The organism is Faecalispora jeddahensis (assembly GCF_000577335.1).
Taxonomy (GTDB): Bacteria; Bacillota; Clostridia; order Oscillospirales; family Acutalibacteraceae; genus Faecalispora; species Faecalispora jeddahensis.
Genome location: NZ_CBYL010000055.1, coordinates 1 through 17334, shown reverse-complemented (window position 1 = coordinate 17334; position 17334 = coordinate 1). Strand labels below are relative to the sequence as shown.

General features: G+C 55.4%; 15 protein-coding genes. 11 read left to right on the top strand and 4 right to left on the bottom strand.

Translation table 11 applies throughout. The features are described from left to right. Positions 1-6: 6 nt before the first annotated feature. The 3 genes from TY09_RS15630 (at position 7) to recG (ending at position 4414) form a co-directional block, all read left to right on the top strand. Positions 7-267, top strand: a complete 261-nt coding sequence (locus TY09_RS15630; protein ID WP_009060521.1) for a stage V sporulation protein S — start codon at positions 7-9, stop codon at positions 265-267. Positions 268-662: 395 nt separating this feature from the next. Next, complete coding sequence (locus TY09_RS15625) at positions 663-2363, top strand: DAK2 domain-containing protein (protein ID WP_042436295.1); 1701 nt, start codon at positions 663-665, stop codon at positions 2361-2363. Between the two features lie 23 nt (positions 2364-2386). Beyond that, positions 2387-4414, top strand: coding sequence for an ATP-dependent DNA helicase RecG (gene recG, locus TY09_RS15620; RefSeq protein WP_042436293.1), 2028 nt, complete (start codon positions 2387-2389; stop codon positions 4412-4414). A gap of 177 nt (positions 4415-4591) precedes the next feature. Here the strand turns inward: recG and TY09_RS15615 are convergent, their stop codons facing one another. Further along, on the bottom strand, positions 4592-5935 hold the full coding sequence (locus TY09_RS15615) for a D-alanyl-D-alanine carboxypeptidase family protein (protein ID WP_042436291.1): 1344 nt from the start codon (positions 5933-5935) through the stop codon (positions 4592-4594). Between the two features lie 186 nt (positions 5936-6121). Between TY09_RS15615 and TY09_RS15610 the strand changes: the two genes are divergently transcribed. Then, a complete protein-coding gene (locus TY09_RS15610; protein ID WP_020074132.1) occupies positions 6122-6811 on the top strand; it encodes a metallophosphoesterase in 690 nt (229 codons plus the stop codon). A gap of 205 nt (positions 6812-7016) precedes the next feature. Here the strand turns inward: TY09_RS15610 and TY09_RS15605 are convergent, their stop codons facing one another. Genes TY09_RS15605 through TY09_RS15595 form a run of 3 tightly spaced genes read right to left on the bottom strand, consistent with a single transcriptional unit; the run spans position 7017 to position 9961 of the window. After that, on the bottom strand, positions 7017-7376 hold the full coding sequence (locus TY09_RS15605; RefSeq protein ID WP_020074133.1) for a cupin domain-containing protein: 360 nt from the start codon (positions 7374-7376) through the stop codon (positions 7017-7019). 30 nt (positions 7377-7406) lie between these two features. Continuing rightward, entirely contained in the window at positions 7407-8972 is a 1566-nt protein-coding gene (lsrK, locus tag TY09_RS15600; RefSeq protein WP_042436289.1) for an autoinducer-2 kinase, read from the bottom strand. A 56-nt stretch (positions 8973-9028) separates the two neighbouring features. Next, positions 9029-9961, bottom strand: coding sequence for a sugar-binding transcriptional regulator (locus tag TY09_RS15595; RefSeq protein ID WP_242824546.1), 933 nt, complete (start codon positions 9959-9961; stop codon positions 9029-9031). A gap of 496 nt (positions 9962-10457) precedes the next feature. On the opposite strand from TY09_RS15595, the gene TY09_RS15590 reads away from it, so the two are divergent. The 7 genes from TY09_RS15590 (at position 10458) to TY09_RS15560 (ending at position 17219) form a co-directional block, all read left to right on the top strand. Then, positions 10458-11999 carry a sugar ABC transporter ATP-binding protein gene (locus TY09_RS15590; protein WP_009060578.1) on the top strand — a complete coding sequence of 514 codons (1542 nt, stop codon included), beginning with the start codon at positions 10458-10460 and terminating at the stop codon, positions 11997-11999. Continuing rightward, positions 11996-13021: an ABC transporter permease gene (locus TY09_RS15585; protein ID WP_042436287.1), complete on the top strand. Its 1026-nt coding sequence runs from the start codon at positions 11996-11998 to the stop codon at positions 13019-13021. The genes TY09_RS15590 and TY09_RS15585 overlap by 4 nt, the downstream gene beginning before the upstream one ends. After that, a complete protein-coding gene (locus tag TY09_RS15580) occupies positions 13018-14052 on the top strand; it encodes an ABC transporter permease (RefSeq protein ID WP_009060602.1) in 1035 nt (344 codons plus the stop codon). Before TY09_RS15585 ends, TY09_RS15580 begins: the two co-directional genes overlap by 4 nt. Before the next feature lie 72 nt (positions 14053-14124). Further along, positions 14125-15258 carry a substrate-binding domain-containing protein gene (locus TY09_RS15575; RefSeq protein WP_042436285.1) on the top strand — a complete coding sequence of 378 codons (1134 nt, stop codon included), beginning with the start codon at positions 14125-14127 and terminating at the stop codon, positions 15256-15258. 191 nt (positions 15259-15449) lie between these two features. Continuing rightward, complete coding sequence (gene lsrF, locus TY09_RS15570; protein ID WP_035316427.1) at positions 15450-16331, top strand: 3-hydroxy-5-phosphonooxypentane-2,4-dione thiolase; 882 nt, start codon at positions 15450-15452, stop codon at positions 16329-16331. A gap of 124 nt (positions 16332-16455) precedes the next feature. Next, entirely contained in the window at positions 16456-16686 is a 231-nt protein-coding gene (locus TY09_RS15565; RefSeq protein ID WP_009060618.1) for a hypothetical protein, read from the top strand. Positions 16687-16973: 287 nt separating this feature from the next. After that, positions 16974-17219, top strand: coding sequence for a helix-turn-helix domain-containing protein (locus tag TY09_RS15560; RefSeq protein ID WP_009060670.1), 246 nt, complete (start codon positions 16974-16976; stop codon positions 17217-17219). The last annotated feature ends 115 nt before the right edge of the window (positions 17220-17334 follow it).

Sequence of the window (17334 nt, the reverse complement as noted above, 5' to 3'; positions counted from 1 at the left end):
ATGAAAATGGAAGTATTAAAAGTATCATCAAAATCCTCACCCAATTCCGTAGCTGGGGCTATTGCAGGTGTCATTCGTGAAAGCGGTGCTGTAGAGGTACAGGCGGTAGGGGCTGGAGCCTCCAATCAGGCAATTAAGGCAATTGCGATTGCCCGCGGTTATCTTGCGCCGTCCGGGATCGACATTGTATGTATCCCCGCCTTTGCCAGCATCAGCATTGATGGTGACGAACGAACCGCTATTAAGCTGATCGTAGAGCCGCGGTAATGGCTTTGCCGCCAAATCCTTCGGCGGCGCCGAAAGTTGATCAAAACATAGAAGCGGATTCGGGCTTTCGTTTTATCCGGCCCGGTCACATTCCGTTTTAGATCTGCCACAGGATGCTTCTGTCGTCCCGTGGCATTTCTTTTATGCCGTCGCCGCCCGGTTTTTTGAGTGCCGCCGCGCCTTCAGGGAATAAATGGATTGAATCCGTGCCAACAATATGTTATAATGTACCAAGCACCGGCTCGTTATGGATTCCGGTGTTCTGCTACCCTGCGGACCGCACAGGCGGCCCCGCAGTTTTCCATTTTATATTCATTTTGAATTTTCGGAACTGCAGTGCCTTTTCAGGCAGTTCCCTTTTTACAAATTTTCAATTGAAGAGGAGATGCGACACATTGATCAATGGAGCTGAATTAAAGCGCGCCATCTTATCCGGCGCCAACCATATTGTCAGGAACAAGGCTCTGGTAGATGGGTTGAATATTTTCCCCGTTCCTGATGGGGATACCGGCACCAATATGTCTATGACGATTTCAGCGGCGGCCAGAGAGCTGGAAAAGTCGGATGGAGCCCCGGGAATCGGCGCTGTTGCCCACACGGTCGCTTCTGCCATGCTGCGGGGCGCGCGCGGAAATTCCGGCGTGATCCTCTCGCTGCTGTTCCGCGGTTTTTCCAAAGGGCTTGAGGGCCTGGAGCAGGCGACGGGCGCTGATCTGTGCAAGGCACTGGGTCTTGGCGTGGATGCTGCCTACAAGGCGGTGATGAAGCCTACCGAGGGAACGATTTTGACGGTGTCGCGCGTGGCATTTGAAAAGGGACAGGCTGCCGCCGAGCTGGATGACGACGCTGTGAGCGTATGGTCTGCGATTTGCAAGGGTGCCAACGAAGCGTTGGAAACAACGCCCGAGCTGCTGCCCGTGCTGAAGAAGGCCGGCGTTGTGGATGCCGGAGGAAAGGGGCTGTGCCTGATTTTTGAGGGAATGCTTTCCGTCTTTCAGGACGGCGTGATTCTGGACAGCGAACAGAATGCGTCCGGCACCGGCACAGGGGCTGCGGGCGTTCAGAGCGCGGCAGAGGAATTCCACCGCAACGTGGCGGCGGAGTTTGACCAGGAGATCACATTTACCTATTGTACAGAATTTATCGTGGGCCGCGATCCCGAGATCGAAACCGATCCGCAGACGGATTTGCGCCCGTTCCTTGAGGGAATCGGCGACTGCGTCGTGGTGGTGGATGACGAAGAGATCATCAAGGTGCACGTGCATACCGAAAATCCCGGCAACGCTCTGCAGAAGGCGCTGGAATACGGTCAGTTGCTGACGGTGAAGATCGAGAACATGAAGGAGCAGCATCGCGTCGCCGCTGAAAACAATCAGGCGGCTCCGGCTCCTGTGGCAGAGCGCCCTGCGGCACCGGAAATCGCGGAGCCCGAGGAAGAGATCGGCTTTGTGGCGGTCGCCGCCGGCGACGGCCTGCGTTCACTGTTTATGGATCTCGGCTGTTCGCAGGTGGTGAGCGGCGGCCAGACGATGAACCCCAGCACACAGGATATTATGGCAGCCGTGCTGGCCACTCCGGCCAAGACCGTCATGGTGCTGCCGAATAATAAAAACATCGTCATGGCGGCGGAGCAGACGATTCCGCTCGTCAAAGACCGCAAAGTGGTCGTTCTGCCCACCCGTACCATCCCGCAGGGCCTTTCCGCCATGCTGGCGTATGACCCCGAGGTGTCTGTTGAGCGCAGCACGGTCATCATGATGGAGGCCGCCGGCTCGGTCGCGACCGGCCAGGTCACCTTTGCCGCCCGCGATTCCGAATTCGGCGGGCACCGCATCAAGGAGGGCGACATCCTCGGCCTGAAAAACGGCAAGCTCGATATGATCGAGAAGGATCCGGTGCATACCGTTGTGAAGCTGACCCGTTCCATGATCAGCCGCACCACCTCGTTCGTCACGCTGATCTACGGCAAGGATATCACCGAAAGCCAGGCCAAGGACGCGTATAACCGCATTAAGTCCAAAATCAGCGGCGACGTAGAGGTTACGCTGGTAGACGGCGGCCAGCCGGTGTATTACTTTATCGTTTCCGTGGAATAACTTCCGTTTGGAGAAGAGCTGCCATGGCATCGCTGTTTCAGAAAAATATTCAGGAATTAAAGGGCGTCGGCGAAAAGCGCTCCCGGCTGTTTGCAAAGCTGGGGGCGCCCACTGTCGGCGCTCTTCTGCGCACCTATCCCCGCGATTACGAGGACTGGAGCCAGCCGGTGCCGCTGGCGCAGGCTCCGGCGGAGCAGGCGTGCGTTGTGCGCGTTACGGTGGTGTCGCCGGTGTCGGAGCAGCGCATCCGCTCGGGCATGACGCTGTATAAGCTGCGAGCCACCGACGGGCGGCACGACGTGCAGATCACCTTTTTTAATAACCCGTATACTAAGAATCTGCTGCTCGAGGGCAAGGAGTATCTGCTGCGCGGCAAGGTGACCGGGTCGTTCCTGCGCCGCGAGATGACCTCGCCCGATTTTATGCCCGCAGACCGCCTGCTGCCGCTGCGCCCCGTTTACCGGCAGACGGCGGGGCTGACCTCGCGCCAGATTTCCGCCGCGGTGCGCGCCGCTCTGGGGATGCTCCCGAATCCGCTGCCGGACCCGCTGCCCGAGCCGATGCGCCGCGCCTGCCATCTGTGCAGCCTGCGCTTTGCGCTGGAAAACATCCATTTTCCGAGGGACCGCGAATCGCTGGAGCAGGCGCGCCGCAGGCTGATTTTTGAGGAGCTTCTGGTGCTGCAGCTCGGTCTGCTGCGCCTGAAAAGCCGCGGGCGGCAGCAGACCTCCCTGCGGCTGGAGGTGGACGCCTCGGCGGAGTTCTTCCGTTCGCTGCCCTTTGTGCCCACGAGCGCGCAGAAGCGGGCCGTGGCGGAGTGCATTGCGAATATGCGGGGTGATTACCCGATGAACCGGCTGCTGCAGGGCGATGTCGGCAGCGGCAAAACCGCCGTGGCCGCCGCGCTTTGCCACAGCGCGATCGCCTCGGGAATGCAGGCGGCGTTCATGGCGCCCACGGAGATTCTGGCCCGCCAGCACTATGAAACCATGCGGCGTTTTTTAGAGCCGTTTCATCTGAACGTGGCGCTGCTCACCGGTTCTGTTCCGGCGGCAAAGCGGCGCGAGCTGCTCGCACAGCTCAGGCAGGGGAGCATCCACCTGCTGGTGGGAACACACGCTCTTTTAAACGAAACGGTCGAGTTCCGGCAGCTGGGTCTTGTCGTGACGGATGAGCAGCATCGCTTTGGGGTCGCGCAGCGCGCCGCCCTCACTCAAAAGGGAGATCACCCGCATATCCTCGTCATGTCCGCCACGCCGATTCCGCGTACGCTGGCGCTGATGATCTACGGCGATCTGGAGCTTTCCGTGCTTGACGAGCTGCCGCCGGGGCGGCAGAAAACTGAAACGTATGTGATCGACAGCGCAAAACGCGCCCGCGCGTTCGGGTTCATCCGCAAAAAGATCGATGCCGGGCGGCAGTGCTACATCATCTGCCCGCTGATCGAAGACAGCGAGAGCGACATGGCGTCGGTTACGCAGTATGCGAAGGACTTGCAGGAGAAGTGGTTCTTTGCCAACACAGTCGGTGTTTTGCACGGCAGGATGCGCCCCGCGGAAAAGGATCGCGCCATGGAGGAATTTGCCGCCGGGCGCACGGACATTCTAGTTTCCACCACGGTCGTGGAGGTTGGCGTGGATGTGCCGAACGCCGTTGTGATGCTGATTGAAAACGCAGAGCGGTACGGCCTTTCGCAGCTGCACCAGCTGCGCGGGCGAATTGGGCGCGGCACGGAAAAATCCACCTGCATTCTGGTGTCGGACGCGCAGAATGAGGAGGCGCAAAAACGTCTGCGTGTAATGTGCGAAACGACCGACGGCTTTCGGATTGCGGACGAGGATCTTCGCCTGCGCGGCCCGGGTGATTTCTTCGGCGCGCGGCAGCACGGTCTGCCGGAGCTGAGAATCGCGGATATGAGCGCCGATTTTGCGCTGCTGCAGCTCGCACAGGGTGAGGCAAAGGAGCTGCTGGTTCACGACCCGGCGATGGAGCTGCCGGAGCACCGGGGCCTGCGGGCCGAGGTGCGTCAGCTGTTTTCCGCGCTGGAATAACGGGAAATGATTTCGAAAACCTGCCGCCAAAACGCGCTGTGCGCTCCGGCGGCAGGTTTTCTGGTATGAACATGCTTTTCCCCCAATCGCAGGAGAGGGAAACGAAAGACTTACATTTTCTCACAAAAAATAAATTGCCTGCCCCTCTGAAAACAGGGACAGGCAACGGATTTCTTTTTACATGTCGCGGTATTTTTTCACTTTGCGCAGGCGCTTACGCTTTTTGTTGTACAGCAGCGCCAGAACGAGGTAGACAATCACCAGCGCCACAATAATTCCGGCAATCGCGAGGAACCAGACAGAGGTAACGATCTTTTTGGCGACATCCGCGGAATGCAGCAGCTCGCTGCGCTCCACCGATTCGGAGGCCACGAGGTTAATCGTCGTTAGCTCCTGGTTGGCGTAGCTGAGCACCGCCGTGCCCACAACCTGTCCCTTTTTCACGGGAGCCTCCACTTTTTCGGGGAGCTTCGGCGTAATCAGTACGCTTGAGGCGGAAACGCCTTTCGGCAGAATGGTGGCGTAGCTTTTTTCGGCCACCAGCAGCAGCTTATCCTTGTTCCAGGCATAATCAAGCGGTACCTCGCCAACGCTGGTGCCGCTTTCCACCACGGTTTTAATCTGCAGGCTGTCAAACGCCCACTCATACAGCTTTTTGGAATCGATCATTTCGCCGCGGGTGGTGATGGACTTTCCCGCGGAATCGATTTTCGGCGCGTGCAGTGCAATCGCCATGTAGCTGTATCCGTCCTTGATTGCGGTAGAAACCAGGCAGTACCCCGCCTGATCGTGCGAGCCGGTCTTGATGCCCTTGGCGTAGCGGTAATAATAGCTGCCGCCGATGTAACGGTCGGTCAGGTAGTTGGTTGTTACCAGCGTGCGGGGCTTGGGGTATTTGTTGGTCGCGGGCAGCTCATACCTTGTCTGCGAGGTGATGTCGGTAAAGTACGGCAGCGTCATGGCGTATTTTGTAATGACGTACAGGTCGCGCGCCGTGGTGTAGTGTTGGTCGTCGTGCAGGCCGTGCGGGTTTGCAAAGTGTGTGTTTTTGCAGCCCAGCTCCTTCGCCTTTTCGTTCATCAGATTCACAAATTTGCCGATGTCGCCGCCGACGTAGTCGGCCAGCACCATGGCGGCGTCGTTGCCGGAGGGAACCATCAGGCAGTTGAGAAGCTGGAGGGCGGTCAGCTCTTCTCCCTCCAGCACGCCTGAAAGCGAGCTGCCGGTACCCTGAAGCTGATCGATCACCGATTTTTTCACGGTGATTTTTGTGCCGGATAAATCCTTAATCTGTTCCGAGGCCACAATAAACGTCATGATTTTCGTCGTGGAGGCGGGCTCCATTTTTTTGTCGGCGTTCTGCTCGAACACAACGGTGCTGGTGTCCAAATTTACCAGCAGCGCCGCTTGGGAATTCAGGGTAAAATCTATGTTGTATGCCGCCGCAGAGACCGGAGCCGACGAGACTATCACGCAAATGGTCAGCAATAAAGTCAGTACGGACGTTAAGCATTTTTTCATGGAAAAATGGCCTCCAGTGTGATATGATAGAAAAGCAAAACGGCAGGTCAAAGCGGATGCTTCTCCCGGCAAAGCGGAGGAAAGGAACCCTTGACCTGATTCCCATTAAGTATAACAGTTAAATTTGAAAAGATAAAGAACGATCCAAAAAAATTATAAATTTTTAAGAGATGGGCGGGAGCAGTCTTGATTTATCTAACGGGAGACACCCACGGTGAACTGGAGCGGTTCCAGTCGCCCGCGGTGCGGCGCCTGCGGCGCGGAGACAGCCTGATTGTATGCGGCGATTTCGGCTTTTTGTGGAACGGCGGCGCCGCCGAAGAGAAAATTCTGAAAAAGCTGGGGTCGAAAAAATATAACATTCTGTTTGTGGACGGCGCGCATGAGAATTACGAGCTTCTTGAAAAATACCCGGTCGCCGAGTGGAACGGAGGGAAGGCGCAGCAGATCAGCGGCAATCTGTACCACCTGATGCGCGGGCAGGTGTTTACGCTCGAGGGCAAAACGCTCTTTACCTTTGGCGGCGGCGAAAGCAAGGAGCGGCAGATGTACAAGGATGTTGGCCGCTGGTGGCCGCAGGAAATGCCGAGCCGCGAGGAGATGGAGGAAGGGGTGGCGAACCTGCGCGCGCACCAGATGCAGGTGGACTACATCGTCACCCACGAGCCGTCGCCGCGCATGAGAACGCTGATCAACGAAGAACACCAGATCAGCCCGCTGGAGATGTACTTTGAAGGTCTGCTTCGGTCGGTCAAATTCCGGAAATGGTTTTTCGGCTCTCTGCACATCAACCGCAGCATCACAGGCAGCCATATCTGCCTGTTTGATCAGGTGGAGAAGGTTGACGAATACGGCGGAGCGGCGCACTATCGTTAATTTTGCATCAAAGGGACAGGTGCTGCGTCCTCCGCTCTTGGCGGGAACAGGAATTGCCTGCTTTGATCAGACGGAGAGTTCAAGCGGCCGATTGTAAAATGCGGCGGGCGCGGGATCGTCGCACAGAAAATACGAAAGGGAAACGGTGATCGCTCCGTTTCCCTTTCGTATTTTTATGCTCATGGAAAGTTTGGGAAAAATCCCATTATTTCCCGTCGTAGGTGTAATTCTCGATTTCCACCTTGTCAATTTCCTGATACGGGGCCAGGGTGGAAACCATTTTTACCGGCTTGTCGTAATTGTTGATACAGTAGTGCGTTTCATGAGGCTCGATATGAATAAACTGACCGGGGGTCAGGTGATGCACCACGCCGTCCACGACAATGTCGATTTCTCCCTCGATGATATAGAAGTTTTCTTCCATAATGTTGTGCAGGTGGGCCTTAAAGTCCTGCCCGGGCTGGAACTGCACCAGCGCAAAATTCATGCGGGGGCCTTTCATCAGGTACTTGGGGCCGTGGTCGCCAAAGCGATATTCCTTATCGTTTTCGTCAATGATATACATAATCTCATTCATCCTTTCTTGAGTCGGTGGTCATACGCCGGGAGCGCTCCACATCGGTTTGGTCAGCTTTTCACGGCACAGCTGAAGCTGCGCTGCGTATACCTTGCGCCAGGGCTCATACATCCGCAGGTAGAGCGCGTGGTTTTCCGCGTTCGGCTGGTATTCGCGGTCCCATTTAACCAGCTTCTGCGCGGCCTCTGCGGCGTCGCTGTAAATGCCGACGCCCACGCCGGCCAGAACCGCCGCGCCCAGAGCGGTGGCTTCCTTTACCACGGGCACCCTTACCGGCAGGCCCAGCACATCCGAAAGAATTTGACACCAGAGCGGGCTTTTCGATGCGCCGCCGGCAAAGATGATTTCCGTCGGCATGTTCCGGGTGGCTTCCCGCACCAGGTCGAGATGGCCTTTTGTCACCATCGCCGTATTTTCCAGAATGGCGCGGTAGAAGGTGTAGCGGTTGAATTTCTGAGGATCCAGCTCAAAGTTGGTAAAGGTGGGGGCCGCGTGCTGCCAGCTGATGAAATTCATCACGTCCGAAAACGCGCACATCATGCCGTAGCAGCCGGCGGGTACCTCGGCGGCTTTTTTGTCCATCAGGTAATAGGGGTCTTTTCCGCTTTCCTCGCCCTGCTGCTTTTCCAGCTCGCAGAAGCCGTCGCGGAACCAGCGCATAACAAGGCCGGGCTTGAAGGCCAGCGCCTCGTACTGCCAAACACCGGGAATCGCGTGGCAGTTGACCCTCACGCGGCAGCCGGGGTCTGTTTTGCCGTTTGCGGTGTTGAATTCGTACTGCCAAAAGCTGCCGCCGAACACCGCGGCCTGCCCCGGGCTGACCACGCCGACGCCGATGCACCCGAGCTGCGCGTCGCCGCCGCCCGATACGACGGGGATTCCCGCCGCGAGACCGGTCTGCTTTGCGGCTTCTTCATTCACGGAACCCACGACCTTGCCGCATTCCGTCACCGTGGGGAAGATGTCGGTGCGCAGCCCGCATTTTTCGGCGATCAGGGGATCCCAGTCGCGCCGCTGCAAATCAAAAATACCGGTGGTGGAGCCGTTGCTCGGCTCCACGGCCAGAACACCCGTCAGCTTGTAGATCAGCCAGTCGTTGAACATACCGACCGCTGCGGCTTTTTCATACAGCTCCGGCACCTTGTTTTTCAGCCACAGCAAACGGGGCAGGGCGCTGAGCGCGTAGGTCTGCCCGGATTCGAGATAGATTTCTTTTTCCATCTCCGGGTTTTGCCGGATCAGCTCCACCACTTCATCCTCACTGCGGGCGTCCACATTGGCGCAGGCCCAGATTTCCTGTCCTGCGGCATTGTAAAGGACAATGCCTTCCCGCATACAGGTGGTGGAAATTGCCGCCAGCTCCTTCGGGTCGATCCCGGCCTTTTCCAAAACGCCGCGAATGCAGCCAGAGGCCAGCTCCCAGTTGTGAACCCAGTCAAAATCCATGCTGCCGGGGTATCTGGGGTCTTCCTTGTGATCCCATTCCTGCTGCACGACATCAACCTGGTTTCCTTCCAGATCAAACAGCACAGCTCTTACGCTGCCGGTACCAGCATCTACCGCCATCAGATAGTTGCGCGCCATGTTCGATTTCCTCCCGTCTGAACGTTTTTTCAATACAAAAAACCTTTTGAGAGCCTTTATTCTTCTGTCTCGCCGTCGATTAACGCCTGTGCGGTTTCTTCGTCGGTGATGAGAATGTCCAGATATTTTCCGCGCAGCGCCGCGCGAATGGCCTCCACCTTGTCGTGCCCCGCGGCTACGCCCACCACGTTGTCCAGCTGGCGCAGAGTGTCCAGCGGCGTGCTGATCAGGCGGTCTTCAATGCCCGTGTGAACCGGGTTGCCGTTTTTGTCGATGAAATGGCTGAGCACGTCGCCGACTGCGCCGCGCATGGAAAGATAAAAGAAATCATTTTTGCTGACGATTCCGTTTGTCAGAATGGTTGCGTTGTCGGCCATGCCGCCAATGCCGATCAGCGTCATGGAGGCAAGGCGCACCATACGCATGATTTCGGTTACCGAGGGTTCCTGCATCATCGCTTTCACCATTTCGGGGGAAGAGACGAGCAGGGGGGCCGGCAAAAGATAAAGCTTCGCATTAAAAATGTGAGACTGTGTGTTCGGCAGGTAATAATTGACGCCGCCGGTAAGCGAAACGACCGAAACGGGGAACTCACTCAGGGTCGCCAGGTGGTTCAGCACGCGGCTGAGCGTATCGCCGTAGCCCATGTTGATAAACGAATGCTCGGTGATCCTGTCGCTCACGTACATCGAGGCCGCCTGCGCAATGGTCTTATTCACATCGGTAGCATCCGGCGGAGTAGGCACAATAAAGGTATCTTTCAGATTCCATGTTTCCGAAAGCTGGCGCTCCAGCTCCATCCGCTGAACGCCGTCCTGGTGTATTTTAAACTGGATCACGCCGTCCTGCCGGGCCTTTTCCAACAATTTAATCACACGCATGCGCGAGATTCCCAGCCGTTCCGAAATTTTCTGCTGAGTCATGTTTTCTACATAATAGTACCAGGCCGTTTTGACCACGAGAACATCTTCATAATTCAAATGAGGCACCTCCAGAGTTGGTTTCCGTTTCCTTTATCACATATCATACCATTCCCGGCGGGGGGAGCGTCAAGAGCCTCTCCCCCCGGGAGGAATTCCGGGATTGGCCCGCCCTGTGAGAAGTGGTGTTACATCTGTATGGAATTGAAACAAATGTTACAATACAAATCATTTGTTTTCGATTTCAAGTATATCAGCAAAATGTTTTGCTGTCAATTGATATTTTTTATTCGAACTAAAACTTTTTGAGACGGGAATATCTGGAACCTGTTTTGTGCGATTTGTTGTTTTTGTCGCTTAAAATTGAAAGGAATCAGCAAAAATAAAATGAATTTTATCTAATAAATTTCGTTTGTGAAAGAAAAATCCCGTTGACAATAGGGAAAAAATATCGTATGATAAACACGCAAATAAAAATTCACTTTAAAAACAATTGTATTGATTTCGGGCAAAACGGTTGTTTGTGAAGAAAGCTTATGAGTCTATGGTGTATGGAGGGGGAAAAATGGCGCAATCCCAAACGGAACGTTCCGGCCAATCTTTGCTGAGTGTTCGGGGAATCTGCAAAATGTTCAGCCTGAACCAGGTGCTCAAGGGGATCGACCTCGATATTCACCCTGGTGAGATTCTGGCCCTGATCGGCGGAAACGGAGCGGGAAAAAGCACCTTAATGAAAATCATTATGGGCATTTATCAGCCGGACCAGGGCGAAATTGAGATCCGGGGCGAAAAAGTGTCGCTGACAAAGCCATCTGTCGCTCTGACGCACGGCATTTATATGGTGCCCCAGGAACCGATGCTTTTCCCCAACATGACGGTAGAAGAGAATATCCTCGTCGGCGTCGGGTTCGACGCATCCGGCGCGGAGCTGCGCCGGCGGCTTACGCAGCTGATGGACGACATCGGCTGGCATCTGGATCTGACCAGAAAGGCGAGCAGCCTTTCAATTGCCGAGCAGCAGCTGGTAGAGATTCTTCGCGGCCTGCTGCGCAACGCGGAGCTGCTGATCTTTGATGAGCCGACCAGCGCTCTGACTTTTGACGAGGTGGAAAGCCTGTTTCGCTGCATCCGCGACCTGCAGAAAAAGGGAATTGGCATGATTTACATCACGCACCGCCTGACGGAGGTGTTCGATATCGCCACCCACGTCGCGATCATGTGCGACGGCGTGATCACGCTGCACGGGCCGATCGGCGACTTTACCCGTGAAATGCTCGTCAAGGGGCTTTTGCCCCCCAACATGCAGGATCAGGAGATCAAAGGCACCACCGGCACTGCTGTGGTGGATTACAAGGATGCAAAACCGATCCTTGAACTGCAAAATTATTCGGGCTACGGCTTCCGCGGGATCAACCTGAAGATCTATCCCGGCGAGATTCTCGGCGTTGCGGGCGTAGTCGGTGCAGGCCGCACCGAACTGGCCACGACGATTTTTGGTAAGGACAAGGTTTTGGGAGGCAAAGCGATTCTGGACGGCAGGGACATCACGGGGCTTTCCACGAAGAAGGTTTTGGAGGCCGGCGTGAATTATGTTCCCGAAGACCGGCACCTGAACGGGCTGTTCAAAATCAGCGACGTCGCGGCCAACACCACCTCTGCGATTCTGAACCGCATGGTGATGGGCAAGGTTTTCCTCAACCGCAAGGCGGAGCATGATCTGACGCAAGAATATGTGGAACATTTCCGCATTAAGGTGACGGGGCAGGATCAGCTGACCGGCAGTCTTTCCGGCGGCAACCAGCAGAAGGTAGTTATCGCAAGGGCGCTTTCCACAGGGCCGAAGCTGGTGATTCTGGATGAGCCGACCCGCGGCATCGATGCTGTGGCGCGCGGCGAGGTCTATTCCATCATCCACCAGCTCAAGGAGCAGGGGGTGGCGGTGATGCTGATTTCTTCCGATATGGAGGAGATCGTCGAGCTGTCTGATCGTGCGGTGACGGTGTATCAGGGGCGAATCAACGGCGAGTTCCAAAAAGAAGAAATCAATCAGGATAATCTGATGGCCGCCGCGTTTGACGTGATTTCGAGAGAGCAGGTGGTTTCATGACGCTGTTGAAAAAAGTGGGCAAGGTAAGAGAAATCAGCAGCCTTTTCTTTCTGATTTTTCTGTTTGGCCTGGTGGGTCTCGTCAACAGCGACTTTCTGACACCCACAAGCTTGTTCAACTGCTTTAACGACAGCGTGGTGTTCACCATGCTGGCTGTGGGAATCGCCTTCGTCATCCTGACCGGTGAAATCGACGTTTCCATCGGCGCCACGCTCGGGCTTTCCGCGGCGGTCGCTTCCACGATCCTGCGCGACGGCGGCAGCGGAATCTCCGCTGTTCTGGCGGCGGTGCTGGTCGGCTGTCTGGTCGGCCTCTTCAACGGCTTTGGAATTGCGAAGCTGGGAATTCCCTCTTTGATCTTTACCCTTGGTACCAACGGTTTGGTGCGCGGTCTGGTTTATGTATATACCGGCGGTGCGTGGGTAGAAAACCTGCCGGCCGGATTTACCAAGATGGCGAACATAAAGCTCATCGGCGAGCTGACCACTTTTTACGCAGCGGCGCTGGTGCTGGTGATCGCCGCACATCTGATCCTGACCAAAACACGGCGCGGCAAATATTTCATCACAGTCGGCGATAACCCGGCGGGCGCAACGATGGTCGGTATCCCGACCATGCAGACCAAGATCATGGCCTATGTGCTGTGCGGTCTGTTTGCCTCGGTGGCCGGTGTGCTGTATTCCTCGCGCATTGGTTTTATCACCCCTACGGCGGGCAGCGGTTACGAGATGAAGGCCATCGCGGCCTGTGTGCTCGGCGGCGTCAGCCTTTCCGGCGGCCTGGGCAGCCTGATCGGCGCGTCCATCGGCGCGGTGATCATGTCTTCTATCAGCCGTATTCTGGTGTTCCTCGGCTTCTCCTCCGATTATGACAATACCATCACTGGTATTCTTTTGATCGTGATCGTGGTCGTCGACGCGGTGGCGCAGAACCGGGCCGCTGTCAAAACCCGGCATGCGCGTCTGGCCTCACGGTCCGGCCCGCTGGAAGAGGAACCCGGGGATAGGAGGGCTGCATCATGAAACAAAGCTTGTTTGGGCGCCTTGGCCAGAAAGCGAAAAGCTGGGAATTTGTCCTGCTTTTGATTTTGATTCTGGAGTTTATCATTTTCGGCGCGAAAAACCCCAAATTCCTGATGCCGAACGTCCTTTTGGGCAGCATCAACGATATTATCTCCATCTGCATTATTTCTCTGTTCGTCACGTTTGTCATGATCACGGGCGGCATCGATATTCAGGTGGCTTCCATTGTGGGCCTTACGTCTATAGTGGTGGGCGTTACCTGGCAGGATTTTGGCGTAAATATCTGGGCGGCCTGTATCATCGCCATCATCGCCGCCGCTCTGTGCGGTGCGCTTTCCGGATTCTTCGTGGCGTACTGCGGCGTTCAGCCCATGGTGGTTACGCTCGGCGGCAGCTTTCTTTACAGCGGCATTGCCCTTCTGATTTCGAAGCTTTCCGCAACGCAGAGCTATAAAGGCATCAGCGGTTTCCCCGACGGCTTTACCCAGATCGCTTCGTTTAAGCTGTTCGGCGTGATCCCCAGTCAGGTATTGATTTTTGCGGGTCTTACGGTGATTGCGTATTTGCTGCTTCACCGGTCGAAATATGGCCGCAAGGTATTCCTGATCGGCATCAATCCCAGAGCCGCGGAATACTCCGGCCTCAACAGCCGCCTGATCATCCTGAGCACCTATGTGCTTTCGGCGATCAGTGCCGCAATCGCCGGCATTGTACTTACGTCGTATCTGGGTACGGCCAAGAGCGACATCGGTATGACGTTTACCCTGCCGATCATTACCGCAGTTGTGCTGGGCGGTACTCTCAGCACCGGCGGCAGAGGCAGTGTGATCGGCACCGCGCTGGCCGCGCTGGTCATCGGCATCCTGCGCTTCGGCCTGCCGCTGTGCTTCAAGATCAATACGCAGTATCTCGATATTCCCGTGGGGCTCCTGCTGCTGATCGTGATCACCGGCCGTGCGCTTTCCGCCAATCCTAAGGTCATCAAGCTGATGGCCGGCAGATTCCCCCGCCTATCGGGGCTGAAGAGTTGAGTGTTCCTTTTTATTCCGGTGCGTTTTGGCAATTATAAGCCATGCAAATAAAAAATTAGGAGGCTCTTTTTTATGAAAAAGGTACTTGCATTTGTCCTTGCGGCAGCAATGGCGTCGTTACCGCTTGTGGGCTGCGGCAGCAGCGAGAAACCTGCTGCGTCCAGCGGGGCGCCCGCTTCTCAGGCAGCGTCCACCGCAGATTCCGGAACCAAAAGTGTGGAAGGCAAAACAGTGGTGTTTATCCCGAAGCTGACCGGCAACGCGTTCTTCGAGTCCGCAAACGCCGGCGCACAGAAATACTCCAAGGATTGGGGCTTTACCGTCAGCTATCAGGGCAGCCCGAGTGCCGCTGTTGCTGATCAGGTACAGGTCGTGAACAACGCCATCGCCAGCGGAGCGGATGCCATCTGCATTTCTTCCGTCGATGCCACCGGTCTCGATTCCGTACTGAAAAAGGCGAAGGATGCCGGCATCACCGTAGCGACATGGGACTCCGACGTTTCTTCCGACGCCCGTACGCTGATGGTCTCTCAGGGCACACCTGACATCCTCGGCAAAATGCTGGTTGACATGGGCGCCGATTCTCTGACTAAGAGAGGCAAGGATGTCAAGAAAGATGCGATCAAGTATTGCTGGCACTATTCTCAGGCGACTGTGGCCGACCAGAACTCCTGGCAGGTAGCGGGCGAGGCTTACATTAAAGAGAACTATCCCAACTGGGAAAACGTAGCCCCCAGCAACTACTATTCCGAGCAGGATGCGGAAAAGGCCGTTTCCATCGGTTCCTCCATCCTCGAAGCGCACAAGGATATCGACCTGATCATTTGCAACGACTCCACTGCTCTGCCCGGCCAGCTGAAGGCCGCTCAGAACAAGGGTCTGACCAAGGATAAAGTGACGATCACCGGTTTTGCTTCCCCGAACTCCATCCGTGACTATGCGAAGGCAAACGTCATCGAGCAGTGGGGCCTGTGGGATTGCGGAATCCAGGGCGCGATGGGCTGCTACCTGGCTGCTTACCTGGCCGCCGGCAACACCGTTAAGGTGGGCGACACCATCGACATCCCGAACATCGGCAAAGTAGAAGTGCAGCCCAACGACAGTCTGGTATCCGGCGCGAAAACCGGCGATACCGACAACGGCGTGGTTCTGCTGCCTGAGCGCGTGGTATTCACCACCGCCAACGTGGACAATTACAACTTCTAAACAACCGGGTTTCGGTTCCCGGCCCGGCGAATGAATGGAAGACGGTAATTTAACTGCGAGTTTTCCGTAAACAGTGAAGTCAGGACTGTTGTCCCTCCCCGCCGCGGGCGGGGAGGGACAACAGAGACTTTGCTTTTGATCGGAAATTCGTGTTCTTTCAGACTTTTAATGGATAAAGGAGATCAATGATTATGGCTGACAAAGACGGCAACAAAGTTGCAAAGGATTATCATGTGGAAGTGCCTTTCGCCAATCAGGGCGGTTTTCATGTGAAAGGCTCAAACAGTTTGGATTGGGGTATGAAGAAGCATCTTGGCAACATTTTCGACTCCAAAAGCGGAAACACGGTGATGTTCGCCTTTGACCATGGCTATTTCATGGGCTCCACCGCCGGCCTGGAACGACTGGACCTGCTGATTCCCGAGCTTTTGCCCTATGTAGATGTGCTGATGGGCACACGCGGTGCGCTGCGCACGTGCGTTCCCCCGGAGTGCCGCAAGGCGATTGCGCTGCGCACAACTTCCGGTTCCTCCATGCTCAACGATGATCTTTCTCACGAAGTGATTGCCGTGGACATCGAGGACTGCATCCGCATGAACGCGGACTGCATGGCCGTGCAGACTTTCGTCGGCGCGGACGGACAGCTCTCCAGCCTGGACAATTTGTCCCGTACCATCAACGCGGGCCTGCGCTACGGCATCCCCACTATGGGCGTTGTCGCGGTGGGCAAGCAGATGGAGCGGACCGATCGGTTCTTTAAGCTGGCGACCCGCCTTTTGGCAGAGCTGGGGGCAAACATCATCAAAACGTATTACTGCGAGAACTTTGAAGAGATCGTTTCGGCCTGCCCGGTTCCGATCGTAGTTGCGGGCGGCAAGAAGCTGCCGGAGGACGAGGCTCTGACGCTGGCGTATCGTTCGATCAGTGAAGGCGCACGCGGCCTGGATATGGGACGCAACATCTTCCAGAGCGAGAATCCTGCTGCTATGGCAGAAGCGGTCGGCAAGATCGTACACCATGGCTTTACAGACAAACAGGCCTTCGAGTTCTACCAGGACGCGATCCATCAGTAAAACAGTATTTTCTCCCCGCCGCCAGATCCGGCGGCGGGGAGAAACGCGACGAAGCCGTATGCCCTTATCCTGTTTTGGATAGGGGCTTTCGGTGTTTTCCATACCGTAAAATGGGGTGAAATATATGATTGAAAAGAAAAAATTCCATACCATTGAAGAACTTCAGCGGCTCCAGTATTTTGCAACAAAATGCTCTTGTGACGTGGGCCTGCATTCTCTGGACGGCAGCATCATTGTCGATGCGAAAAGCTACATCGGCATTTATGCGCTGAATTTTAAGGAGCCGATTCTGGTTGTGAGCGAATCCAAGGAATTCTTCGACATGATTGAGGGCATTGGCGAAACGCTGGAGTGATTCTGCACATAAGTCACAGAGTAAGTTTTTTCTTTCAGGGGAATGAAGAATTTTAGCGGAGTTTCCTGTGAGGGATTTCTGCTTCATCCAGCGGAAGTTTTTCGTTCGCGACAGAATGAGCTGTTTTTTTTTGCGGGAAAGCGCAGAAAAAATAGGAATGAAAAGGGAGCGCATCCATTGGTCTAGCCTTTGGGTGCGCTCCTTTTCCTGCGTGTTGTATGGAAGGCTGTTTTAATGTATAATTCACTCGATGACAATTACTGAATGTCATGGATTGGTGAGATGTTATGTATAAAAACAAAGCTCTTGATGGAAGCAATAATATTTGTGGGAAACGTATCAAAAAATTCCGTGAGCGGCTGCCGGAAAAAACTTCTCAAAAGCAGTTTTCCGATATGCTGCAGATTGCCGGGCTGGATGTAGATAAAAATGCAGTCCAGCGGATAGAAAGCGGAGACCGCTTTGTTACAGACATTGAATTGAAAATTATCGCCAGGGTATTGGGCGTATCTTATCAGGAATTACTGGATTAACACAGGAGTCAGGTTGCCATTTTTGGCGGCTGACTCTCGTTTTTTATGGCAGGGAATACAGAAAAAAGAGAATGGCCGCGCGGGCAGGCGTCCCGCGCGGCCATTCTCTTTTATT